The 21,815-nt window shown below is 66.8% G+C and carries 21 protein-coding genes; 3 read left to right on the forward strand and 18 right to left on the reverse strand.

What is annotated here, in order from left to right:
* Positions 1 to 132: 132 nt before the first annotated feature.
* The 10 genes from AC1DXV_RS02320 to AC1DXV_RS02365 form a co-directional block, all read right to left on the reverse strand.
* Positions 133 to 798 (reverse strand): transposase, encoded by a 666-nt coding sequence (locus AC1DXV_RS02320; protein ID WP_477865562.1) that lies wholly within the window; start codon positions 796 to 798, stop codon positions 133 to 135.
* Between the two features lie 3 nt (positions 799 to 801).
* Positions 802 to 1,965 carry a deoxyguanosinetriphosphate triphosphohydrolase gene (locus AC1DXV_RS02325; RefSeq protein ID WP_477932287.1) on the reverse strand — a complete coding sequence of 388 codons (1,164 nt, stop codon included), beginning with the start codon at positions 1,963 to 1,965 and terminating at the stop codon, positions 802 to 804.
* A gap of 3 nt (positions 1,966 to 1,968) precedes the next feature.
* Positions 1,969 to 3,060, reverse strand: a complete 1,092-nt coding sequence (gene aroB, locus AC1DXV_RS02330; protein ID WP_477932289.1) for a 3-dehydroquinate synthase — start codon at positions 3,058 to 3,060, stop codon at positions 1,969 to 1,971.
* 60 nt (positions 3,061 to 3,120) lie between these two features.
* Complete coding sequence (locus AC1DXV_RS02335) at positions 3,121 to 3,654, reverse strand: shikimate kinase (protein WP_477865565.1); 534 nt, start codon at positions 3,652 to 3,654, stop codon at positions 3,121 to 3,123.
* A 61-nt stretch (positions 3,655 to 3,715) separates the two neighbouring features.
* On the reverse strand, positions 3,716 to 4,120 hold the full coding sequence (locus AC1DXV_RS02340) for a hypothetical protein (protein WP_477932291.1): 405 nt from the start codon (positions 4,118 to 4,120) through the stop codon (positions 3,716 to 3,718).
* 31 nt (positions 4,121 to 4,151) lie between these two features.
* Entirely contained in the window at positions 4,152 to 6,296 is a 2,145-nt protein-coding gene (locus AC1DXV_RS02345) for a type IV pilus secretin PilQ (RefSeq protein WP_477932293.1), read from the reverse strand.
* A 23-nt stretch (positions 6,297 to 6,319) separates the two neighbouring features.
* Positions 6,320 to 6,817, reverse strand: coding sequence for a pilus assembly protein PilP (locus AC1DXV_RS02350; protein WP_477865568.1), 498 nt, complete (start codon positions 6,815 to 6,817; stop codon positions 6,320 to 6,322).
* Positions 6,818 to 6,864: 47 nt separating this feature from the next.
* A complete protein-coding gene (locus AC1DXV_RS02355; protein WP_477932336.1) occupies positions 6,865 to 7,557 on the reverse strand; it encodes a type IV pilus inner membrane component PilO in 693 nt (230 codons plus the stop codon).
* Between the two features lie 13 nt (positions 7,558 to 7,570).
* Positions 7,571 to 8,215 carry a PilN domain-containing protein gene (locus AC1DXV_RS02360; RefSeq protein WP_477932295.1) on the reverse strand — a complete coding sequence of 215 codons (645 nt, stop codon included), beginning with the start codon at positions 8,213 to 8,215 and terminating at the stop codon, positions 7,571 to 7,573.
* The gene (locus tag AC1DXV_RS02365; RefSeq protein ID WP_052202850.1) at positions 8,212 to 9,249 is read right to left on the reverse strand and encodes a pilus assembly protein PilM; all 1,038 of its coding nucleotides are present in this window, start codon (positions 9,247 to 9,249) and stop codon (positions 8,212 to 8,214) included. Before AC1DXV_RS02365 ends, AC1DXV_RS02360 begins: the two co-directional genes overlap by 4 nt.
* Before the next feature lie 331 nt (positions 9,250 to 9,580).
* On the opposite strand from AC1DXV_RS02365, the gene AC1DXV_RS02370 reads away from it, so the two are divergent.
* On the forward strand, positions 9,581 to 11,971 hold the full coding sequence (locus tag AC1DXV_RS02370; protein WP_477932297.1) for a penicillin-binding protein 1A: 2,391 nt from the start codon (positions 9,581 to 9,583) through the stop codon (positions 11,969 to 11,971).
* 8 nt (positions 11,972 to 11,979) lie between these two features.
* Here AC1DXV_RS02370 and cyaY read toward each other — a convergent pair whose 3' ends face one another.
* Positions 11,980 to 12,342, reverse strand: a complete 363-nt coding sequence (cyaY, locus tag AC1DXV_RS02375) for an iron donor protein CyaY (RefSeq protein WP_477843566.1) — start codon at positions 12,340 to 12,342, stop codon at positions 11,980 to 11,982.
* Positions 12,343 to 12,361: 19 nt separating this feature from the next.
* On the opposite strand from cyaY, the gene lptM reads away from it, so the two are divergent.
* Both lptM and lysA read left to right on the forward strand, forming a co-directional pair.
* A complete protein-coding gene (lptM, locus tag AC1DXV_RS02380) occupies positions 12,362 to 12,535 on the forward strand; it encodes an LPS translocon maturation chaperone LptM (protein ID WP_477867712.1) in 174 nt (57 codons plus the stop codon).
* Positions 12,532 to 13,803: a diaminopimelate decarboxylase gene (gene lysA, locus AC1DXV_RS02385; RefSeq protein ID WP_477867714.1), complete on the forward strand. Its 1,272-nt coding sequence runs from the start codon at positions 12,532 to 12,534 to the stop codon at positions 13,801 to 13,803. The genes lptM and lysA overlap by 4 nt, the downstream gene beginning before the upstream one ends.
* On the opposite strand, the gene AC1DXV_RS02390 is transcribed toward lysA, so the two are convergent.
* The 7 genes from AC1DXV_RS02390 to AC1DXV_RS02420 form a co-directional block, all read right to left on the reverse strand.
* The gene (locus AC1DXV_RS02390; protein ID WP_477932299.1) at positions 13,800 to 14,792 is read right to left on the reverse strand and encodes an ABC transporter ATP-binding protein; all 993 of its coding nucleotides are present in this window, start codon (positions 14,790 to 14,792) and stop codon (positions 13,800 to 13,802) included. The two genes, lysA and AC1DXV_RS02390, sit on opposite strands and share 4 nt — an antisense overlap.
* The gene (locus AC1DXV_RS02395; protein WP_477932304.1) at positions 14,789 to 15,781 is read right to left on the reverse strand and encodes an ABC transporter ATP-binding protein; all 993 of its coding nucleotides are present in this window, start codon (positions 15,779 to 15,781) and stop codon (positions 14,789 to 14,791) included. The genes AC1DXV_RS02390 and AC1DXV_RS02395 overlap by 4 nt, the downstream gene beginning before the upstream one ends.
* Position 15,782: 1 nt before the next feature.
* Positions 15,783 to 16,694 carry an ABC transporter permease gene (locus AC1DXV_RS02400; RefSeq protein WP_477932306.1) on the reverse strand — a complete coding sequence of 304 codons (912 nt, stop codon included), beginning with the start codon at positions 16,692 to 16,694 and terminating at the stop codon, positions 15,783 to 15,785.
* Positions 16,691 to 18,259: an ABC transporter substrate-binding protein gene (locus AC1DXV_RS02405; protein WP_477865752.1), complete on the reverse strand. Its 1,569-nt coding sequence runs from the start codon at positions 18,257 to 18,259 to the stop codon at positions 16,691 to 16,693. The genes AC1DXV_RS02400 and AC1DXV_RS02405 overlap by 4 nt, the downstream gene beginning before the upstream one ends.
* Before the next feature lie 81 nt (positions 18,260 to 18,340).
* Positions 18,341 to 19,558: a M20 aminoacylase family protein gene (locus tag AC1DXV_RS02410; protein WP_477865753.1), complete on the reverse strand. Its 1,218-nt coding sequence runs from the start codon at positions 19,556 to 19,558 to the stop codon at positions 18,341 to 18,343.
* Positions 19,558 to 20,541, reverse strand: a complete 984-nt coding sequence (locus AC1DXV_RS02415) for an ABC transporter permease (RefSeq protein ID WP_477865754.1) — start codon at positions 20,539 to 20,541, stop codon at positions 19,558 to 19,560. Before AC1DXV_RS02415 ends, AC1DXV_RS02410 begins: the two co-directional genes overlap by 1 nt.
* A gap of 150 nt (positions 20,542 to 20,691) precedes the next feature.
* The gene (locus AC1DXV_RS02420) at positions 20,692 to 21,795 is read right to left on the reverse strand and encodes a porin (RefSeq protein WP_477865755.1); all 1,104 of its coding nucleotides are present in this window, start codon (positions 21,793 to 21,795) and stop codon (positions 20,692 to 20,694) included.
* Positions 21,796 to 21,815 lie beyond the last annotated feature (20 nt).

Raw genomic sequence — 21,815 nt, forward strand, 5'->3', positions numbered from 1 at the left:
GCGTACTCCGTCCGGAAATCTGGAATGGACGCGAAGAATACTGCACTGCAACAGGGGCTTCAATCGAAATAAATGGGGTCAGATACCTTTTTGAGCTTTGCGAGCTTAGCGCTTGGAATAATTGGGGACATATCAAACGGCGGTTTTCGGCGGCCGCCCCCGCGGACGCGCCGCCAGCCGGCGCGTCGTCACCTGGGACAAGCTGTCGATGAATGAGGCCTCTCCGAGCGGCCATCCTTGCGTGACCGCACGCCGGAAGCGCTCGGCTTCAGCCGAAGAAGCACCTTGCTCGAACCATGTGCGGTATTTCACCTCCCGGTCGAATGGCGTGTTTCCCAATGCCCAATAGAGAGAGTGGTCGCTTACGACGGGATCGGTCGCCTGCCCAAGGTGGTGCGACGCACTGGAGGCGCGCAGGTCCGGCACGGCCGACTCGACAAAGCGCATGGCAGCAAGCAAGTGCTGTTCCCCATCGATCGGGGCGGTACGGAAGCGGCCATCCCACAGGCTGCCGGAACGGCCATGGCGGCGGTTGAAGGCCTGGCCGTGCTGCCGCCCGATCGCCTGCATCAGCCGGCTCAGCGAATCGGCCGCAGTCGGCGTCGCGAGCAGGTGCACTTCGCCCGTCGCCAGCCCATAGGCATGGACCGCGACACCGTTCGCCTTCGCGGCCTCGGCCAGCATCCGCAGGAAGCCCCGGATGTCGGCCTCGTCGATGAACACCGGCTGGCCGTTGTGCCCGCGCTGCTGCACGAGGTGCGGTTGGCCGGGAATGCACAGGCGGGCGAGGCGCGCCATGGCTCAGTCGAACAGCCGCCGGCCGGTCAGGCGCTCGTGCTCGCGCAACGCGTAGCGGTCGGTCATCCCCGCGATGTAGTCGGCCAACTGCCGCAGCCCGGCCGTGCGCGATTCGCCGGCCGACATCCATTCCTGCGGCGCCTCGCGGTAGATCGCGAACAGCTCGCGCACCACCTGCTTGGCCCGGTCGGTGGTCGCCACGACCTGCGGGTGCCGGTAGAGGTTGTGCCGCAGGAAACGCTTCAGTTCGACGCTGTCGGCTGCCATCTGAGCACTGAAGCAGATCAGCGGCGGCGCCCGGCGAACGTCTGCCACGCTGCGCGGGCCCTGCAGCGCGATCGCCGCGGCGCTGGCGTCGAGCACGTCGTAGACCTGGGCCGACAGCATGCGGCGAATGCTCTCGAACAGCAGCCGCTTGCCGCGCAGGCCGGGGTGGGCCGCCAGCGATTCGGCCTTGCAGCGCGCGAACAGCGGCACCTCGTCGAGTTGCTCGAGCTTCAACAGGCCGGAACGCACGCCGTCATCCACGTCGTGCGCGTTGTAGGCGATCTCGTCCGCCAGGTTGCACAGCTGCGCTTCCAGGCCTGGACGCAGCCGCGCGACGAAGCGGTGCGCGACACCGTTCGGCTCCCGGGCCTCGAGCCGTGCGGCGGCGGGGCCGGAGCAGTGCTTCAGGATTCCCTCCCGGGTTTCCAGCGTCAGGTTCAGCCCGTCGAAGTGGGGATAACGCTCTTCGAGCGAATCCACGACACGCAGGCTCTGCAGGTTGTGCTCGAAGCCGCCGCTGTGCGGATCCACCGCCTGCAGGCAGTCGTTCAACGCATCCTGGCCGGCGTGGCCGAACGGCGTGTGGCCGAGGTCATGGGCCAGCGCGATGGCTTCGACCAGGTCCTCGTTCAGGCCGAGGCTGCGGGCGATCGAGCGGCCGAGCTGGGCCACCTCCAGCGAATGGGTCAGCCGCGTGCGGAACAGGTCGCCTTCGTGGTTCAGGAACACCTGCGTCTTGTAGACCAGCCGGCGGAAGGCGGTGCTGTGCACGATGCGATCGCGGTCGCGCTGGTACTCGCTGCGGGTGGGCGCGGGCGACTCGTGCAGCCGGCGGCCGCCGCTGTGCTGCGGATCGCAGGCATACGGTTGCATTCCTCCGGCCGGACGCAGGGCCGACATGGTTCAGGCAGCGTGGGCCGCCAGCACCTCGCGCACGATGTCGTCGGGTGCCGGCCGCAGCGCGGCGCGCCCCGGCGCCTCGATCACGACGAAGCGGATCTCGCCGGCCTCGGATTTCTTGTCGACGCGCATCAGTTCGAGGTAGCGGTCGGCGCCGAGCTGCGGGCCACGGATCGGCAATCGCGCGCGCTCGACCAGCCGGGTGATGCGCTGCGCATAGGCCGCGTCGATCAGGCCGAGGCGGTGCGACAGGTCGGCCGCCATCACCATCCCGCAGCCGACAGCCTCGCCATGCAGCCAGGTTCCGAACCCGAGGCCGGCCTCGATCGCATGGCCGAAGGTGTGGCCGAAGTTCAGGATCGCGCGCAGGCCGGTTTCGCGTTCGTCCTGGCCGACGACCCAGGCCTTGATCTCGCACGAGCGCTTGACGGCATGGGCCAGCGCCTTCTTGTCGCGCGCGAGCAGCGCGTCGAGGTTGTCTTCGATCCAGCCGAGAAAGGTGTCGTCGGCGATCGGGCCGTACTTGATGACCTCGGCCAGCCCGGCCGAGACCTCGCGGTCGGGCAGCGTGTCGAGCGTGTCCAGGTCGGCGATCACGCGCAGCGGCTGGTAGAACGCGCCGATCATGTTCTTGCCCAGTGGGTGGTTGATGGCGGTCTTGCCGCCGACCGACGAATCCACCTGGGCCAGCAAGGTGGTGGGCACCTGGACGAAGGGAATGCCGCGCATGTAGCAGGCCGCCGCGAAGCCGGTGATGTCGCCGACCACGCCGCCGCCCAGGGCGTAGAGCACCGTCTTGCGGTCGGCGCCCGCCCTCAGCAGGGCGCCGAAGATGCGTTCCAGCGACGACCAGTCCTTGTGGATCTCGCCATCAGGCAGTTCGACGACCATGCACTGATCGGACTTCGTCTTCAGCAAGGTCTGCAAGCGATGCGCATACAACCCGGCCACCGTCGGATTCGACACGATGACCGCGGTGCTGGCCCGCGGCAAGTCATCGACGATCTGCCGATCGGAGAGCAAACCGCCACCGATCAGGATGTCGTAGCTTCGGTCCGCCAGGTCGATGCTGACTGCGCTTCGTTCGTCACTCATGGCGACCAGTTTAGCGCCCGTCGCGTGCAAGCTCGGCGACGCGCCCGGGAGTGTTCCAGGCTAGCCGATCACTCCCGCCAACTCGAGCATCATCATCAGCTTGCCCAGTTGCGCCGGTACCGTGGCTCGACTGCACTCGATCACGAAATGCGCCACCTCGCGGTAGAGGGGATCGCGCTGCTGGTGGAGTTCGCGCAGGCGTGCACGGGGGTCGCTGACCTGCAGCAGCGGACGCTGGCTGTCGTTTCGCAGCCGGCGAAACAACTCGTCGGGATGGCAGCTCAGGTAGACCACCTGACCGCGCTCGCGCATCAGCGCCCGGTTGGACGCCCGGAGCACCACGCCGCCGCCGGTCGCCACGACCAGTTGCTGCTCCTTCGTCAACTCATCGAGCACCGCGGACTCGGCATCCCGAAAGCTGGCTTCGCCTTCGCGCTCGAAGTAGCTCCGCACGCTGCAGCCGAAACGCTCTTCGAGCACGGCATCCGAATCACGGAATGTTCGCCCGGTCCGCTTTGCGAGCTGGCGTCCGATCGTGGATTTTCCGGCACCCGGCATGCCCACCAGGATCAGCGGGCGGGCGTCGGATTCCACGAGGACACGCAGCAGAAGGCGGGTGTTCCAGGGCCGGGCAGCGTCATGCTGCGTCAGACCCTCAACTGGCGGGAACGGTCGCCGTCGACGTCACCTTCACCGTGAYCACGTGGTCCAGCTTGTCGGTGACGATCACGTTGCCCGGATTCAGGCAGATGCCCGATGCCACCGTGATCCTGAAGGTGCCGCCTCGATTTCCGRCAGTCGTGGTGTTGAAGGAAATCACGTCCGGAAACGTCGTCTTCACCGAATAGGGCGCAACCCCGCCGACAACCGCGATCTCGGCCGTGCCACCCGCGCAACCCGTGGCGGGTGCAGTGGCCGCACCTGCAAAAGTAACTTCAGTCGGGATGGTCGCGAACGCCGTGGGCGAACCCGCCTCGTCATCGCTGCTCCCACCGCACGACGCCAACGCGAACGACACCAAGGTAGCCGCGGCAAGCCGATTGAGTACAACGTAGTTCATGTCAAGTACCTGATTTCTGAGGCCAGTCATATCAGCGCACCGCAGTGCGATCGCTCACGACCTTCGGCGTGATGAAGATCAACAGTTCGGTCTTCCTCGACGACTTCGTCCTGGTCTTGAAGAGGTTGCCGAGGAAGGGAATGTCGCCGAGGTAAGGCACCTTGGTCACGCTCTCCTGGTCGTCCTGCGTGAAGATGCCGCCGATCACGACCGTGCCGCCATTCTCCACCAGGACCTGCGTGCGCACGTGCTTGGTGTCGATGGCCAGGCCCTGCGAGGTCACCTGCCCCACGGTGTCCTTGGTCACGTCGAGGTCGAGGATCACGTTGCCTTCCGGCGTGATCTGCGGCGTGACTTCGAGCTTCAGGTTCGCCTTGCGGAACTGGATGGCCGTCGCGCCGCTGGACGTGGCGGTCTGGTACGGCAGTTCCGTGCCCTGCTCGATCAAGGCCTTCACCTGGTCGGCCGTGATGACGCGCGGGCTCGACAGGATCTTGCCCTTGTTCTCGGCTTCCAGCGCAGACAACTCCAGGTTCAGGAACCGGTTGGCACCGACCCCGAACAGCGAGAGCGCGAACGTCGCGGCGTTGTAGTCGTTCTGGCGGGTGGCCGGCAGGCTGACGAAATTGGTATCGCTGTACAGCATTGGCGGAGTGGCCTGCCCGGTCTGCACGCCGATCGCATTGATGTTGCCGCCGACCCCCACCCGCATGTTGCCGCCCGTGTTGAATCCGGGCACGCCACCATTGAGGCCGCGCAGGTCGGAGTAACCCAGCTTCGCCCCCAGCGAGCGACCGAAGCTGTCGTTCGCTTCGACGATGCGCGCTTCGATCAGCACCTGCCGCACCGGCACGTCGATCTTGGCGATCATCGCCTGTATTTCCTCGAGCTTCGAGGGAATGTCGCTGACGAACAGCTGGTTGGTGCGGGTCTCGAAGATCACGCTGCCGCGTGTCGTCAGGATGCGCGACGCAGCTCCACTGCCACCCGCCGTATTCTGGCCGGTCAGGCCCTTGGCCACTTCTTCGGCCTTCGTGTAATTGAGCTGGAACGACTGCGTGCGCACCGGCTCCAGGTTGGCGATCTGCGCCTTCGCCTCGAGGTCGATCTTCTCCTTCGACGCGAGCTCGTCCTTCGGCGCGATCCAGATCACGTTGCCCGACTTGCGCAGCCCCAGGCCCTTGGCCTGCAGGATGATGTCGAGTGCCTGGTCCCACGGCACGTCCTTCAGGCGCAGCGTCACGTTGCCGGTGACGGTGTCGCTCGTGACGACGTTGAAGTTGGTGAAGTCGGCAATGACCTGCAGCAGCGCGCGAACCTCGATGTTCTGGAAGTTCAGCGACAGCTTCTCGCCCGCATAGCCCGGGCCCTGCACCAGCTTGTTGGGATCCTGCTTCTGCTGGCGCACTTCCAGCACGAACTGGTTGTCGGTCTGGTACGCGCTGTGCTCCCAGGCGCCGCGCGGCTCGACGACCATGCGCACACGGTCACCGTTCTGGAAGGTCGAGACGCTCTGCACCGGCGTGCCGAAGTCGGTCACGTCGAGCTTGCGGCGCAGGTTCTCCGGCAGGTTCGAGCGCAGGAACTCGACCACCAGGCTCTGGCCCTGCTGGCGGATGTCGACCCCGACCTGGTTGTTCGGCAGGTCGACCACGACCCGGCCCGCACCATCCTGGCCGCGGCGGAAGTCGATGCCCTTCAGCGGCATCGGCGCGTCGTTCAGGTTCTCCGCGAAACGGGTCGATTCACCCGCCACCGGCGCCTTGGCCGTGGCAGCGACGCCGCCGGCCGGTGCCGCCGTTTCCATCACCACCACCAGCACCTTGCCTTCGAGCTGCGCCCGGTAGTTCGATGCTGTCTTCAGGTTCATGACCAACCGCGTGCGGTCACCCGACTGCGCGACGTTGATCGAGCGGATGTTGCCCTGGTTGATCTCCAGGTTCGACTTGCCCATCGCATTGCCGACCCCCGGCAGGTCCAGCGCGATGCGTGGCGGCGTCTGGACCGTGAAGCCGGTCGGCACCGCCGCCAAGGGCTCGGACAACTCGATGCGCACGACCTCTGCACCCGCCTGTTGGGAGCTGTTGATGGACTGGATGGCGTTCTGCGCCCACGCAGACAAGGACGCGCCGAAGAGCAACGCGAGCGCAACGCTTCGAACTTGCCACTTACCCATGATCTGTTTCTCCTGCATGTTCTTCACCGCGCCCGTTCCTGAAGCTGAAGAGAGCTCGTACGCTCGATCCATTCACCCGCCGCGTCCTGCACGATTTCGCGCAACGAGACGTCCGTCTCGGAAATCTTGGTGACCTTGCCGTAGTTCTGGCCCAGGTAGTCACCCATCTTCACCTGGTACAGCAGGTTGTCGACCCGCAGCAGCGCGTACGGGCGCCCCTGCTTGGTCACGCTGCCGACCATCGCCATGCTGTCCAGCGGATACGCTTCGAGCGGTTCCTTGCGGCGGTTGATCTCCGCAGCCAGCAACGAATTCGGTTGCCGCGATTCCTGCTTGATGGCCACCGTCAGCTTCTGCGCGCTGAACGGCTCGACGCCCGCGCCGGCCAGGTAGGCCTGCGGGTTGAATTTCTTCGGCGGCGACAGCGGCGTCACGTTCGGCTTCACCTCGCGGCGCTGCTGCTCGATCCACTGCTGCAACTCGTCCTGCGCATCGCCACAGGCGGTCAGGGTGAGCGCCATGATGGCGCTCGCACAGGCGGCTGCCGGCCAACGCAATGTGGTTCCCGTCATTTCTTCGCTCCCGCGGCCTTCGCCGCAGCCTGGCGCTGCGCTGTGATCTCGTTCGGATCCAGATAGCGGTAGGTTCTGGCCGTCGCGTCCATGCCCAGCAACCCGTTGGCGTCTCTGGTGTTGGCAGCCGCGATCTGCATGTTGTGCAGCGTGACGATGCGCGAGAGGTTCGCCACATCGGCCGCGAACGCGCCGATGTCGTGGTAGCGCCCCGTCACCCGGATCGAGATTGGCAGTTCGGCGTAGTACTCCTTCACGAGCACCTGGCCAGGACGGAACAGCTCGAACTGCAGGCCGCGGCCGAGGCCCGCCTGGTTGATGTCCGACAGCAGCGCGTCCATCTCGGCCTTGCCGGGCAGTTGCTTCTCGAGCTGGGTCACGTATTCCTCGACCTGCAGCTTCTGCTTGCGCAATTCTTCGAGGTTCACGGCCTGCGCCAGCTTGCCCCGGTAGTCCTGCTTCAGGACGGGTTCCTTGTCGCGCTCGGCCTGCAACTGCTCGTCGACACCGGCGAGCAGCAGGAACCAGCCCACCACGACCACCATGATGGCCAGCACGAGCCAGGTGGCGAGCTTGGGGAGCATCGGCCATTGGCCGGGTTCATTGGGATTCAGCCCCCGGAATTGCGAGGCGGCAGCCCCGAAGACCGAGTTCAGATCGACGTTGACGGATTTCGCTTTCGTTGCCATGGCGTCTCGATGGTCAGGGCTTCTTCGCAGCGACGGCGGCGCTGGCCGCAGCACCCGGCACGACGGCCGAGGCAGCGACTGCGGCCGCGTCGACATCCTGCGGGCGCTTGATGGTCACGCGCATCGAGAAGTCGAACAGGCGCTTTTGCTCGCGGCTGGCCGTCTGCACGGTGGCCGCCTTGATCTCGACCAGCTCCGGCTTCGTCAGCCATTCGGAGTTGTTGCTCGTGTTTCTCAGCAGCTCGGACACGCGCTCGTTGGTCTGCGCGATGCCGGTCAGCTGCAGCACCTGGCCTTCCTGCTTGATGCTGCTGAAATAGACGCCTTCGGGCGTCTGCTTGACGAGTTCGTTGAGCACGTGAACCGGCAGGTTGCGATCGATCTGCAGGTCTTCGACCGCTTTCTGCCGTGCCTTGAGCGCGTCGATCTCGGCACGCAAGGATGCGATGTCCTTGATCTGCGCCTCGAGCTCGCGGATCTTCACCGACAGGAATTCGTTGCGGTGGATCTGGTTCTCCGTCATCTGCTGCAGCACCAGGTACCACATGCCGACGGCTGCGAGACCCGCCGCGGCGGCCAGCGCCAGGCCCAGGAAGAACGCCGCCTTGCGCCGCTTGCGCTTTTCTTCGCGGTGCGGAAGTAGGTTGATCAGAATCACTGCAGGAACCTCCGCATCGCCAGCCCGCAGGCCGTGAGGTAGGAAGGCGCTTCACGGCGCAGCTTGCTCTCGCGGACCGCGGAGCCCAGCTTCATGTTTTCGAACGGATTGACGACCATCGACGCGAAGCCCGTCAACTCGGTGACGCGGTCCTTCAGCCCCGGCAGGGTCGCCGTGCCACCAGCCAGCATCACGTAGTGCACCTTGTGGTGCGGCGTGCTGGTGAAGAAATACTGCAGCGCACGCCCGATCTCCTGCGACAGGCTGTCGACGAACGGCACCAGCAGCGACGACTCGTAGTCTTCCGGCAATTCGGCCGACAGCTTCTTCTGCTCGGCCTCTTCGAACGAGAAGCCGTACTGGCGGGAGATCAGCTGCGTCAGCTGCGAACCGCCAAAGGCCTGGTCGCGGTCGTAGAGCATCTCTTCGTCGCGCAGCACCTTCAGGCTCGTGGTGTCGGCACCGATCTCGAACAGCGCGACGAGGGCGTCCTTGCCCTCGTTCGGCAGCGCCTCGATCAGCCGGCCCATCGCCAGGCGCGAGGCATGCGATTCGATGTCGAGCACCGCGGGCTTCAGGCCGGCGGCTTCCGCCAGGCCCTGACGGTCCTGCACGCGGTCCTTGCGCGACGCGGCGATCAGCACCTCGACATCGCCCACCGACGTGGGGCTCGGGCCGACCACGGAGAAGTCAAGACTCACCTCGTCCAGCGAGAACGGGATGTATTGGTTGGCTTCGGATTCGACCTGCAGCTCGAGTTCTTCTTCGCGAAGACCGGCCGGCAGCATGATCTTCTTCGTGATCACCGCCGATTGCGGCATCGCGAGCACGACCTGCTTGGTCTTGGTGCCGCTCTTGGTGACCACGCGCCGGACGGCGTCGGCCACTTCGTCGAATTTCTCGATCTGGCCGTCGGTGATCCAGCCCTTCTCGAAGCTCTCGGAGGCGAAACGCTCGAGTACATATTCACCGGAGGCACTCTGGCCCAGCTCGACCAGCTTCACACTGGACGAGCTGATATCCAAGCCGATCATCGGTGGATGCTTTCGGCCTAACAACAGGTCTAGGAAGCTCAAGGGGCCATCTCCCAACGCGACACGAATCGACGACCGAATTGGCGGTGATACGTGCGCTGGATTGTTAAGAAGTTACTTCAATGCTAGCAGTAAACCCTTTGTGCAACAAAGATTTTTCCTTTTCTTGCAACCCATCCTCGTTGCGAAAGCCTGACGGATTTTGGAGCCAAAATTTGTCATTCCGGGTCAACCCTAGGCACCCGGCGACACAAGCTGCCAAGCAGTTCACGGTCGATGCGGACCGGTCAAAGTCGCTTCATATAATCGTCGCGACCACTGTTGGAGTCCCATGAGCGAATCCGAGGGCCCGTCCGAGCGCCCGGCAGCCAGCCCGAACCGCCGATCCTCTTCTTCTGCCTCCTCGCCCTTGCCCGCCTGGGCTCGCTGGCTGGGCCGTGCGCTGTCGTGGCTGGTGGGGGGCGCGCTGGCTGGCGTGCTCACGCTGCTGCTGGTGATCGGCATCGCGCTGTCGGTGGCGTATCCGAACCTTCCCCAGGTCAGCGGCCTCGCCGACTACCGGCCGAAGCTGCCGATGCGCGTCTATTCGGCCGACGGCGTGCTGCTCGGCGAGTACGGCGAGGAACGCCGCAACTTCACGCCGCTCGCCCAGGTGCCCAAGGTGATGCAGGACGCGGTGCTGGCGATCGAGGACGCGCGCTTCTACCAGCACGGCGGCGTCGACTACAAGGGCGTGCTGCGGGCCGGCCTCGCGCAGTTCAACGAGTCGCGCAGCCAGGGCGCTTCGACCATCACGATGCAGGTGGCGCGCAACTTCTATCTCTCCACCGAGAAGACGTTCACCCGCAAGATCTACGAGATCCTGCTGGCGCTGAAGATCGAGAGCCTGCTCAGCAAGGACCAGATCCTCGAGATCTACATGAACCAGATCTTCCTCGGTCAGCGCGCGCACGGGTTCGCGGCGGCCAGCGAGATCTACTTCGGCAAGCCGCTGAAGGACATCACGATCGCCGAGGCCGCGATGCTGGCCGGCCTGCCGAAGGCGCCGTCGGCCTACAACCCGATCGTCAACCCGAAGCGCGCAACGCAGCGCCAGCTCTACATCATCGACCGCATGCTGGAGAACGGCTTCATCACGCCGGAGCAGCACGATGCGGCGCGCGCGCAGCAACTGAAGTACCGCGCGGCACCTGAAGTGGTCGTTCACGCCGAGTACGTGGCCGAGGCGGCGCGCCAGATGATCTTCTCGCAGTACGGCGAAGAGGCCTACACGCGCGGACTCAACGTCTACCTGACCATCCAGGCGTCCGAGCAGACCGTGGCCTACCGGTCGCTGCGCAAGGGCATCATGGATTTCGAGCGCCGTCAGGTGTATCGCGGCCCCGAGGCCTATGTCGACCTGCCGGCCAACRTGAAAGACCTCGACGCCCGCATCGCCGAGGCCCTGGTCGAGCACCCCGACAACGACGAACTGCGCGCTGCCGTGGTGCTCGAAGCGAGCCCGCGCAAGGTCGTGGCGGTGCTGCAGAGCGGCGAATCGCTGACCGTCACCGGTGAAGGCCTGAAGCCGGCCACCTCCGGCCTCGCCGAAAAGGGCAACCCGAAGACGCAGATCCGCCCCGGCGCGGTGATCCGGCTCGTGAAGCTGCCGAAGGGCGACTGGTCGATCACCCAGCTGCCCGAGGTCGAAGGCGCGTTCGTCTCGCTCGATCCGCGCACCGGCGCCGTGCGCACGATGGTCGGCGGCTTCGATCATGCGAAGAGCAAGTTCAACCACGTCACGCAGGCGTGGCGCCAGCCGGGTTCGAGCTTCAAGCCGTTCATCTACTCGGCCTCGCTCGAGAAAGGGTTCACGCCGGCCACCGTCATCAACGACGCCCCGCTGTTCTTCGACGCCGGCACCACCGGCAGCCAGCCCTGGGAGCCGAAGAACTACGACGGCACCTTCGACGGGCCGATGTCGATGCGCCGCGGCCTCGCCAAGTCGAAGAACATGATCTCGATCCGCATCCTGCAGGCGATCGGCCCGGCCTATGCGCAGGACTGGATCACCCGCTTCGGCTTCGATCCCGACAAGCACCCTGCCTACCTGACGATGGCGCTCGGCGCGGGCTCGGTGACGCCGCTGCAGATGGCATCGGCCTACGGCGTGTTCGCCAACGGCGGCTACCGGCTGAACCCGTTCCTGATCAGCAAGATCACCGATTCGCGCGGCCACGTGCTGAACGAGGCGGCGCCGCAGGCAATGGACGACAGCACGCGCACGCTGCCGGCGCGCAACGCGTTCGTGATGGACAGCCTGCTGCAGGAGGTCACGCGCTCGGGCACGGCGGCCAATGCGCAACGCACGCTGAAGCGCCCCGACGTGTACGGCAAGACCGGCACCACCAACGACTCGAACGACGCCTGGTTCGCCGGCTTCCAGCGCAGCGTGGTCGGCGTGGTGTGGATCGGCTACGACAACCCGCGCAAGCTGGGCGACCGCGAGACCGGCGGCGGCCTGTCGCTGCCGGTGTGGATCGACTACATGCAGCAGACGCTGAAGGGCGTTCCGGTCGAGGAGCCGTCAGCCCCCGAAGGCGTGGTCAACATGGGTGGCGAGTGGTACTACGAGGAGTACACCCACGGCAGCGGCGTCAGCAGCCTCGGCCTGGAGGAGAAACTGCCCACGCCGCCCAGCGAGGACGAGAAGAAGGGCATCCTCGACCTCTTCAAGCGCTAGGCAGGATCTCAGGCCGGCGGGGCGAAGCGCAGCGGCATCCCGCCCTGCTCGCTCGCGCAGGCCGAGAGGTCCGCGAAGAACTCCCGCCCTTCCCGCGTGTCGAGCCAGCGGCCGCCGACGTGCTTGTAGTGGTAGCCGCCCGAGCGGGCAGCCAGCCACAGCTCGTGCAGCGGCGGCTGCGTGTTGATCACCAGCTTGCTGCCGTTCGGGAACCCCATCTCCAGCAAGCCCCCGGTGCGCGACGCGTCGATGTCGATCACGTCGTCCTGCAGCCAGGCGTCGACGCTCGCCTCGATGCTCGACAGGATGGCGCCGGTCAGCGCGTGGAACTGGGCATCGCTCAAGGGTGTGGGGACGATCTCGACAGTCATGGCCGGTAGAATTGTTCGCATGTTTCAGCAGCAGCGCAGTGTAGCGAGACGCCTTTCAACACTGGGCGCATCGATGTCTTTGCTGGCCGCGCTCGCGGCCTGCGGCCAGAAAGGGCCGCTGAAGCTGCCCTCGCCGCCTGCCGCGGCACCCTCCGCATCCTCTGCCGCCTCCGCGCCCCCGCTGACCCCATGACCCTGCCCGGTTCGCCCTACGTCGCCTACCGCGGCGCCGATCTCTTCATCGAAGACTGCGCGCTGAACGCGCTCGCCGACCGCTTCGGCACGCCGCTGTACGTGTACTCGCAGGCGGCGATGCTGGCAGCACTCGGCAGCTACCAGCGTGCGCTGGCCGGCCGCGATCACCTGATCTGCTACGCGATGAAGGCCAACTCGAACCTGGCCGTGCTGCAGACCTTCGCGCAGGCCGGCTGCGGCTTCGACATCGTCTCCGGCGGCGAACTGAAGCGTGTGCTCGCAGCCGGCGCGCCGGCGTCGCGCATCGTGTTCTCGGGCGTCGGCAAGACCCGCACCGAGATGCGCGAGGCCCTCGAGGCCGATGTGCTGTGCTTCAACGTCGAGAGCGAGCCCGAGCTCGAGCTGCTGTCGCAGGTGGCCGTCGCCGCCGGCCGCACCGCCCGCATCAGCCTGCGCGTGAACCCCGACGTCGATGCCGGCACCCACCCCTACATCTCCACCGGTCTGAAGGGCAACAAGTTCGGCGTCGCGCACGAGCGCGCGGTCGCCACCTACCAGCGCGCCGCCGCGCTGCCGGGCCTGGAGGTCGTCGGCATCGACTGCCACATCGGCTCGCAGATCACCGAGGCCACGCCCTACCTCAATGCGCTGGACCGGCTGCTCGACCTGGTGGAGGCGGTCGAGGCCCAGGGCATCCGGCTGCAGCACGTCGATGTCGGCGGCGGCCTGGGCATCACCTACACCGACGAGACGCCGCCCGAGGCCGGCGTGCTGGTCGCACAACTGCTCGAGCGCATCGACGCCCGCGGCCACGGCCACCGCCAGGTGCTGTTCGAGCCGGGCCGCTCGCTGGTCGGCAATGCCGGCGTGCTGCTCGCCGAGGTGCTGTACCTGAAGCCCGGCGACGAGAAGAACTTCTGCATCGTCGATGCCGCGATGAACGACCTCGCCCGCCCGGCGATGTACGAAGCCTGGATGGGCATCGTGCCGTGCCGCACGCGGTCCGCGGCGGCAGTCACCTGGGACGTGGTCGGTCCGGTCTGCGAATCGGGCGACTGGCTCGGGCGCGACCGTGCCCTGGCGGTGCAGCCCGGCGACCGCGTCGCGGTGCTGTCCGCCGGCGCCTACGGCATGAGCATGGCCAGCAACTACAACACGCGGCCGCGCGCCGCCGAGGTGCTGGTGTCGGGCTCGCAGGCCTGGCTGATCCGCGACCGCGAAGACGCTGCCGCGCTGTTTGCCGGCGAGCACCTGCTGCCCGGCTAGATCCGTCCTTCTGCCACCGCGTGGCAGGCCACCTGGATGCCGTTGAGCGACAACAGCGCCGGCCGCTCCGCCTTGCAGCGCTCGTTCGCATGCGGGCAGCGCGGGTGGAACGAACAGCCGCTTGGCGGGCTCAGCGGATTCGGCACCTCGCCCTGCACCGGCGTGCGGGCCCGCCCGCTCATCGCGATGTCCGGGATCGCATCCAGCAGCATGCGCGTGTACGGGTGGCGCGGCCTCGCGAAGATCTCCGCCTTCGGCGCCAGCTCGACGACGCGGCCGAGGTACATCACGCCCACCTGGTCGCTGACGTGGCGCACCACCGCGAGGTTGTGCGAGATGAACAGGTAGGTCAGCCCGCGGCTGCGCTGCAGGTCCTTCATGATGTTGAGCACCTGGGCCTGCACCGAGACGTCGAGCGCCGAGGTCGGTTCGTCGCAGACCAGGAACTCCGGCTCGGTGGCCAGCGCCCGCGCGATCGAGATGCGCTGCCGCTGCCCGCCGGAGAACTGGTGCGGGAACTTCTCCATGTCGGCGCTCGCGAGCCCCACCGACTGCAGCAGCTCGCCGACCCTGGCCTTCAGTTGCGCCCGGTCGGTGATCAGCCCGTGCTCGGTCAGCGGCTCCGCGACGATCTGGTGCACCTTCCAGCGCGGGTTCAGGCTCGCGAACGGGTCCTGGAAGATCATCTGCATGCGCCGACGCAACGCGGCCGCTTCCTGGCTGGCCAGCGTCAGCGCGATGTTCTTGTGGCCGAAATGCACCTCGCCGGCGGTCGGCGCCTGCAGGCCGACCAGCAGCCGCGCGACGGTGCTCTTGCCGCAGCCCGATTCGCCCACCAGCGCGAGCGTGGTGCCGCGTTCGATCGAGAAACTGACACCGTCCACCGCATGCACCTGCTGGCGCGGCTTGCGCTCGATCACGCGGTTCAGCCACGGTGCCGAGACGTCGAAGGTCTTCACCAGGTCGCGCACTTCCACCAGCACGTTCATCGCACAGCCCCTGCGGCGGCTGCCGCCGGCGTGTCGTGAAGCCAGCAGGCGGCGCGGGTCGCACCGGCTGCGAGCAGGTCGGGGCGCTCTTCGCGACAGCGCCCGAAGACCTTCGGGCAGCGCGGATTGAACGCGCAGCCGGGCGGGATCGCGTTCAGCCGCGGCATCGCGCCGTCGATCTGCAGCAGGCGCTCGCGGTCGAGGTCCATCGCGGGGATCGAGCCCATCAGCCCGGCGGTGTAGGGGTGCGCCGGCGCATGGATCACGTCGTTCACCGGGCCGATCTCGGCGACGCGGCCGGCGTACATCACCGCGACGCGGTCGCAGGTCTCGGCGATCACGCCCATGTCGTGCGTGACCAGCATCACCGCCGCACCGTGCTCCCGGCACAGCCGCTTCAGCAGCGAAATGATCTGCGCCTGGATCGACACGTCCAGCGCGGTGGTCGGCTCGTCGGCGACGATCAGCTGCGGGTTGCCGGCCAGCGCGAGCGCGATCACCACGCGCTGGCGCATGCCGCCGGAGAACTGGTGCGGGTACTGGTCGATGCGCGCCTCGGCGGCCGGGATGCCGGTCTCCTTCAGCAACTCGATCGCGCGCTGCCGTGCCTTCGCCGCATCGAGCGGCAGGTGGGTCCGGATCGTCTCGACGAGCTGTCGGCCGACGGTGAACAGCGGGTTCAGCGAGGTCAGCGGATCCTGGAAGATCGCGCCGATGTGCTTGCCGCGCATGCGGCGCATCTGCTCGTACGGCAGGTTGTCGATGCGCTGGCCCTGGAAGCGGATCTCGCCGGCGGCCACGCGGCCGGGCGGATCGAGCAGCCCGATGATCGCGGCACCGGTGAGCGATTTGCCGGCTCCCGATTCGCCGACCACGCCGAGGATCTCGCCGGGCGCGATGTCGAACGACACGTCGTCGAGCGCCACCAGCGTGCCGCGCCGCGTCGGGAACTCGACGCGCAGGTTCTTCACTTCGAGCAGGGCCGGCATGTCAGCGGAGCTTCGGGTTGAGGGCGTCGCGCAACCAGTCGCCGAGCAGGTTCACGCTCAGCGCGATCATCACCAGCATCGCGCCGGGGTAGAGCGTGATCCACCACTCGCCGGAGAACAGCAGGTCGTTGCCGACACGGATCAGCGTGCCGAGCGACGGCGAGGTCGGGGGCACGCCGACGCCGAGGAACGACAACGTGGCTTCGATCAGGATCGCCGACGCCACCTGGATCGTCGCCAGCACCATCACCGGCCCGGTGACGTTGGGCAGCACGTGGCGCCGCATGATGCGCAGCGTCGACACGCCGATCACGCGCGCCGCCTGCACGTACTCCTTGTTGCGCTCGACCAGCGTCGAGCCGCGCACCGTGCGCGCGTACTGCACCCAGCCGGTCAGCGAGATCGCGACGATCAGCACCGCGAACGCGAGGCCTTCGTGCGCATTCGGGAACACCGCCCGTCCGATGCCGTCGATCAGCAGCGCGACCAGGATCGACGGGAACGACAGCATCACGTCGCACAGCCGCATGATGAAGGCATCGGTCTTGCCGCCGACGAAGCCGGCCAGCAACCCGAGCGACACGCCGACCGAGAGCGACACCAGCACCGAGGCCACACCCACCAGCAGCGAGATGCGCGAGCCGTACATCAGCGCGGACAGGATGTCGCGGCCCTGGTCGTCGGTGCCGAGCAGGTATTTCGAGCTGCCTTCGGGCAGCCAGGCCGGCGGCAGCCGCGAGTCGGCGAGCTCCAGCGTCGCGAGGTCCATCGGGTTGTGCGGCGCGACCAGTTCGGCGAACAGCGCGCAGAAGATGCAGGTGAAGGCGACGACCGCGGCCACCATCGCGGTCGGCGAGCGGCGGAAGCTGTACCAGAGGTCGCCGTCGAAGAATCTCCGCAACGCCGAATTCATTTCACGACCACCCACTTGTAGGGCATGAAGTTGTCGGGCAGCTGGACGATGTCGACGTTCTTCTTCATCGCCGAGGCGAGCGCCTGCTGGTGCAGCGGGATGTGGCCGACGTCGTTGGCATGTAGCTCGAACGCCTCCTTGATCATCGCGTTGCGCTTCGCCTGGTCGGTCTCGCTCTGGATCTTCAGCGTCAGCTCGTCGACCTTCGGGTTGCTGTACGAGCCGAGGTTGAACTGGCCCTGGCCCTTGTCGGTCGGTGTGGCCATCAGCGAGGTCAGCGCGTTGTGGGCGTCGTAGGTGCTCGGCGTCCAGCCCAGCAGGTAGAAGCTGGTGTCGCGGCGCAGGATCTTCGGGAAATAGGTGTTCTTGGTCTCGGTCTGCAGGTTCACCTTCACGCCGATGCGCGCCAAGTTGGCGGCCACCGCCTGGCAGATGTCGGCATCGTTGACGTAGCGATCGTTCGGGCAGTTCAGGCCGACCTCGAAGCCGGCCGGGTAGCCGGCCTCGGCCAGCAGCTTCTTCGCCGCATCGACGTCATAGGGCAGCCGCTTGTTCTGCTCCGGCGTGAAGCCGCGGATGCCCGGGCCCACCATCAGCGCCGACGGCAGCGATGCGCCGCGCATCACGCGGTTCCTGATCGTCTCGATGTCGATCGCCTGGTAGAAGGCCTGGCGCACGCGCTTGTCCTTGAACGGGTTCTTGCCCTTGACGCTCGAGAACTGCAGCTCGTCGCGCTTCTGGTCCATGCCGAGGAAGATCGTGCGCAGTTCGGGGCCCTGCGACACCTTCAGGTTCGGCGACGACTTGATGCGATCGATGTCCTGCAGCGGCACCGGCTCGATCACGTCGACCTCGCCGGACAGCAGCGCCGCAACACGCGTGGGGGCGCTGCCGATCGGCGTGAAGATCACCTCGTCGACATTGCCGTCGACCTTGCCCCACCAGGTGCCGTTGCGGACCAGCACGGTGCGCGCCGACGGCTGGCGCTCCTTCAGCCTGAACGGGCCGGTGCCGTTGGCCTTGAAGCTCGCGGTGTTCTCGATGCCCTTGCGGCGGTCGACCGGGATCACGGCCTTGTTGTCCTCGCACCACTTCCTGCTCATCATGAAGACGTTCGTCAGCACGTCCGGCAGGATCGGGAACGGCGCGAGCGTCTCGATCTCCACCGTCAGCGGGCCGACCTTGCGCACCTCCTTGAACGGCGAGGTGTAGCTCTGCATGTCGGAGCCCTCGCCGGCCGCGCGCTTCAGCGAGAACACCACGTCGTCGGCACTGAACGGCGTGCCGTCGTGGAAGGTCACGCCCTTGCGCAGCTCGAAGCGCCACACCGTCGGCGAGGTCTGCTTCCATTCGGTGGCGAGGATCGGCGCGAGCGCGAGCTTCTTGTCGCGGCCGATCAGCGGCTCGTAGACGTTGCCGGTGAAGGTGAGCTGCAGCGTCTCGTTCAGCGAATGCGGATCCATCGACTGCGCATCGCCCTGGTTGGCGACGCGCAGGGTCACGGCACCGGCCATGCCGCACGACAGGAACAGCGCAGCCGCAAGCAGGGTGGGTTTCAGCTTCATCGTGGACTCCTTGGGGGATGAACGAACGTCGGGGTGTCGGAGCGAGGCGGCCGGCGGCGCGGCCGCGGCAGGCGGAGACGGCTACAGCGGCATCGCGCGCTCGACCAGGGTCGCGAGCAGGGCGCTGCCGAGCGGCAGGATCTCGTCGTTGAAGTCGTAGCGGGTGCTGTGCAGGAAGCAGCCGCCTTCGCCGCCCTGGCCGATGCGCAGGTAGGCGCCGGGGCGCGCCTGCAGCATGAACGAGAAATCCTCGGCGCCCATGCTCGGCACGAGCTCGCGCACCACCTTGTCCTCGCCGACCAGGCCGGCGGCGACGTCGGCCGCGAAGGCGGCCTCGCGCGGCGTGTTGATCGTCGCCGGGTAGACGCGCTTGTAGTCGAGGCTCGCGGTCGCGCCGAAACCGAGCGCCACCGATTCGGCCAGCCGGCCCAGGCGCTCCTCGATCAGGTCCTGCACTTCGCGCTTGAACGTGCGCACGGTGCCCATCAGCTTCGCCTGGCGGGGGATCACGCTGAACGCGCCCAGGTCGCCGGCCTGCATCGCGCACAGGCTCACGACGGCGCTGTCGAGCGGGTTGACGTTGCGCGACACCAGGCTTTGCGCCGCGGTGATGATGTGCGCGGCGACCAGCACCGGATCGATCGCCATGTACGGGTGCGCGCCGTGGCCGCCGCGGCCGTTGACGGTGATCTCGATGCGGTCGGCGGCCGCCATCATCGCGCCCATGTTCAGGCCGATCGTGCCAGGCTGCATGCTCGGCCAGTTGTGCATCGCATAGACCGCATCGACCGGGAAGCGGTCGAACAGGCCGTCGTCGATCATCGCCTTCGCACCGGCGAAGCCTTCCTCGCCGGGCTGGAAGATCAGCACCGCGTCGCCGGCGAACTGCCGGGTCTGGGCCAGGTAGCGCGCCGTGCCCACCAGCATCGCGGTGTGGCCGTCGTGGCCGCAGCCGTGCATCAGGCCCTGGGTGGCCGATCGCCACGGGAAGTCGTTCTCTTCGCGCATCGGCAGCGCGTCCATGTCGGCACGCAGGCCGATGGCTTTCGCGCCGTGCGCACCGGCGGGCCGGCTGCCGCGGATCACGCCGACCACGCCGGTCTTGCCGATGCCGGTGTGGACCTCGTCGACGCCGCACACGCGCAAGGCCTCGACCACCTTGGAGGCGGTGCGCACCTCCTCGAAACCCAGCTCCGGGTGGGCATGCAGGTCGCGCCGGAACGCCATCAGCTCGGGCTGCCAGCCGGCCAGCCGCTGGTAGGCACCCGACGCGGCCAAGGGTGCGGATTCACGCATCATCAGTGGGCTCCTGCCGTGCGCTCGACGCGCAGGCGCGGGTCGACGGCAAAGTAGAGAAGATCGACGACCAGGTTGATCACGACGAAGATCAACGCGATCAGGCAGAGGTAGGCGGCCATCACCGGGATGTCGGCGAACGTGACCGCCTGGATGAACAGCAGCCCCATGCCGGGCCACTGGAACACCTGCTCGGTGATGATGGCGAACGCGATCAACGCACCCAGCTGCAGCCCGGTGATCGTGATCACCGGCACCAGCGTGTTGCGCAGCGCATGCGAGAAATACACGACCCGGTTCGGCAGGCCGCGCGCGCGCGCGAACCGGATGTAGTCGGCCCGCAGCACCTCGAGCATCTCCGAGCGCACGAGCCGCATGATCAGCGTCAACTGGAAGGCCGCCAGCGTGATCGACGGCAGGATCAGGTGGCGCCAGCCGTCGACCGTGAAGAAGCCGGAGGTCCACGCACCGAAGGCGACCACCTCGCCGCGCGAGAAGCTCGGCAGCCACTTCAGCGTGACGGCGAAGATGTAGATCAGCAGGATGCCGATCAGGAACGTGGGCAGCGACACGCCGAGCAGCGAGAGCGTCATCAGGCCCTGCGACAGCGCGCTGCCACGGCGCAGCGCGGCATACACGCCGAACGGAATGCCGACCGCGAGCGCAATGACGGCTGCCACCAGCGACAGCTCGAGCGTGGCCGGCAGGCGTTCGACGATCAGCGACGAGACCTTGCGGCCCTGGCGCAGGCTGAGGCCGAACTCGCCCTGCACCGCATTGCCGACGAAGCGCGCGAACTGGATCGGAAACGGCTTGTCGAGCCCCAGATCGGCGCGCAGCTGTGCACGCTGGGCGGGCGTGGCCTCCTGGCCGAGCAGGTTGGTGACCGGGTCGCCGACGTACTGGAACAGCATGAAGGAGATGAAGGCCACCGACAGCATCACGACGATGGCCTGCAGGAACCGGCGAATGATGAAAGCGAGCATGCGTGGGTGAAAGAGGTCCCGAAAGGTCCCGCGTGACTTTACTGCCGAAGCAACTTCCGAACCGCCTCGGGCAAACGAGGGGCCCAGGGGCGCGCGTGCATGAAAAAGGGCCGCTCGGTGGCGGCCCTGGCTGGTGAAAGGCGTAGCCGATCAGAAGCGGTGGCGCAGCCCGATCGTGAAGCCATTGCGCTTCTGGGCGCCGTTGGCTGCGCCGCCGGCACCGTTCAGGCTGACATTGCCGCTCAGCTTGGTGGTGTCGGCTTCGACATAGGCATCGGTGCGCTTCGACAGCGCGTAGTCGGCGGCAGCCGTCAGGAACTTGGCGGTGGCATCGGGCGATACCACAGCCGCAGGCCCGTTCTGCTTCGCACGGAAGTAGTGGATGCCCAGATTCAGTTCGGTCGTGGCCTGGAAGTTGGTGCCGATGGTCCAGATCTGGCGCTTGTCGGCCGCCTGGAAGGCCGGGCCACCGAAGCCGCCGTTGGCGCCACCGGTCCAGAAGGCACCGAGCGTCGCCCTGTCAGTGGCCGTCAGACCGGAGTCGACCTTGTTCTCGCCCCAGCCGACATTGAAGTACCAAGGGCCCGTCTTGTACGACGCACCGAAGGTCGTGGCCTTCAACTTCTTCTCCGAGGCGAACTCGTATTCTTCGTAGCCCACGCCGGCGCCGATGCCGCTGTCCGAATAGCGCAGGTAGCCGCCCACGGTCTTCCCGCCGGTGGCCGAACCTTCACCGGCCGACACCTGCAGCGCAGCGCGCACCGGGCCGACTTCGATCAGGTACTTGACCATGTTGTCGGCGCGCGCGCCCACCGCGAAACCGATCTCCGGCTTGTAGGCCTCGAAGTAGGGCGAATAGGGATAGGACGCGTAGGTGCTGGTGACGACATCGAACAGCACGTTGTATTGCCGGCCCAGGGTCACGCGGCCGAAGCCGGTCTGCAAGCCGACCCAGGATTGCTGCCAGAACTGAGCGCCGGGCTGCGTGCCGTTGTCGGGCAACAGCCGGTGTTCCAGGTTGACCAGCGCCTTCATGCCGCCACCGAGGTCTTCGACGGTGTTGATGCCGAGTCGGCTTTGCGACATACCCCCACCGATTTCGCGCCACATGCCAGCTTCGGCGCCCCCGTTCTGCTCGTTCGATGTATGCCGCATCGCCACGTCGACGATGCCGTAGATCGTGACACTCGACTGCGCGAATGCCGAAGAACCCATCGCAGCGAGCGCCGCAGTCACCAAGATCGTCTTTTTCACAGTTGTCTCCTGTTGTCGGT

This window comes from Rhizobacter sp. P3_C12 (assembly GCF_056402735.1).

What these genes read in the sequence shown, in the direction of transcription:
- AC1DXV_RS02320 (WP_477865562.1), bottom strand. Translation starts at nt 798, where the DNA reads ATGGCGCGCCTCGCCCGCCTGTGCATTCCCGGCCAACCGCACCTCGTG.
- AC1DXV_RS02325 (WP_477932287.1), bottom strand. Translation starts at nt 1,965, where the DNA reads ATGTCGGCCCTGCGTCCGGCCGGAGGAATGCAACCGTATGCCTGCGAT.
- aroB (WP_477932289.1), bottom strand. Translation starts at nt 3,060, where the DNA reads ATGAGTGACGAACGAAGCGCAGTCAGCATCGACCTGGCGGACCGAAGC.
- AC1DXV_RS02345 (WP_477932293.1), bottom strand. Translation starts at nt 6,296, where the DNA reads ATGGGTAAGTGGCAAGTTCGAAGCGTTGCGCTCGCGTTGCTCTTCGGC.
- AC1DXV_RS02350 (WP_477865568.1), bottom strand. Translation starts at nt 6,817, where the DNA reads ATGGCGCTCACCCTGACCGCCTGTGGCGATGCGCAGGACGAGTTGCAG.
- AC1DXV_RS02355 (WP_477932336.1), bottom strand. Translation starts at nt 7,557, where the DNA reads ATGGCAACGAAAGCGAAATCCGTCAACGTCGATCTGAACTCGGTCTTC.
- AC1DXV_RS02365 (WP_052202850.1), bottom strand. Translation starts at nt 9,249, where the DNA reads ATGATCGGCTTGGATATCAGCTCGTCCAGTGTGAAGCTGGTCGAGCTG.
- cyaY (WP_477843566.1), bottom strand. Translation starts at nt 12,342, where the DNA reads ATGACTGTCGAGATCGTCCCCACACCCTTGAGCGATGCCCAGTTCCAC.
- lptM (WP_477867712.1), top strand. Translation starts at nt 12,362, where the DNA reads ATGTTTCAGCAGCAGCGCAGTGTAGCGAGACGCCTTTCAACACTGGGC.
- lysA (WP_477867714.1), top strand. Translation starts at nt 12,532, where the DNA reads ATGACCCTGCCCGGTTCGCCCTACGTCGCCTACCGCGGCGCCGATCTC.
- AC1DXV_RS02390 (WP_477932299.1), bottom strand. Translation starts at nt 14,792, where the DNA reads ATGAACGTGCTGGTGGAAGTGCGCGACCTGGTGAAGACCTTCGACGTC.
- AC1DXV_RS02395 (WP_477932304.1), bottom strand. Translation starts at nt 15,781, where the DNA reads ATGCCGGCCCTGCTCGAAGTGAAGAACCTGCGCGTCGAGTTCCCGACG.
- AC1DXV_RS02400 (WP_477932306.1), bottom strand. Translation starts at nt 16,694, where the DNA reads ATGAATTCGGCGTTGCGGAGATTCTTCGACGGCGACCTCTGGTACAGC.
- AC1DXV_RS02405 (WP_477865752.1), bottom strand. Translation starts at nt 18,259, where the DNA reads ATGAAGCTGAAACCCACCCTGCTTGCGGCTGCGCTGTTCCTGTCGTGC.
- AC1DXV_RS02410 (WP_477865753.1), bottom strand. Translation starts at nt 19,558, where the DNA reads ATGATGCGTGAATCCGCACCCTTGGCCGCGTCGGGTGCCTACCAGCGG.
- AC1DXV_RS02415 (WP_477865754.1), bottom strand. Translation starts at nt 20,541, where the DNA reads ATGCTCGCTTTCATCATTCGCCGGTTCCTGCAGGCCATCGTCGTGATG.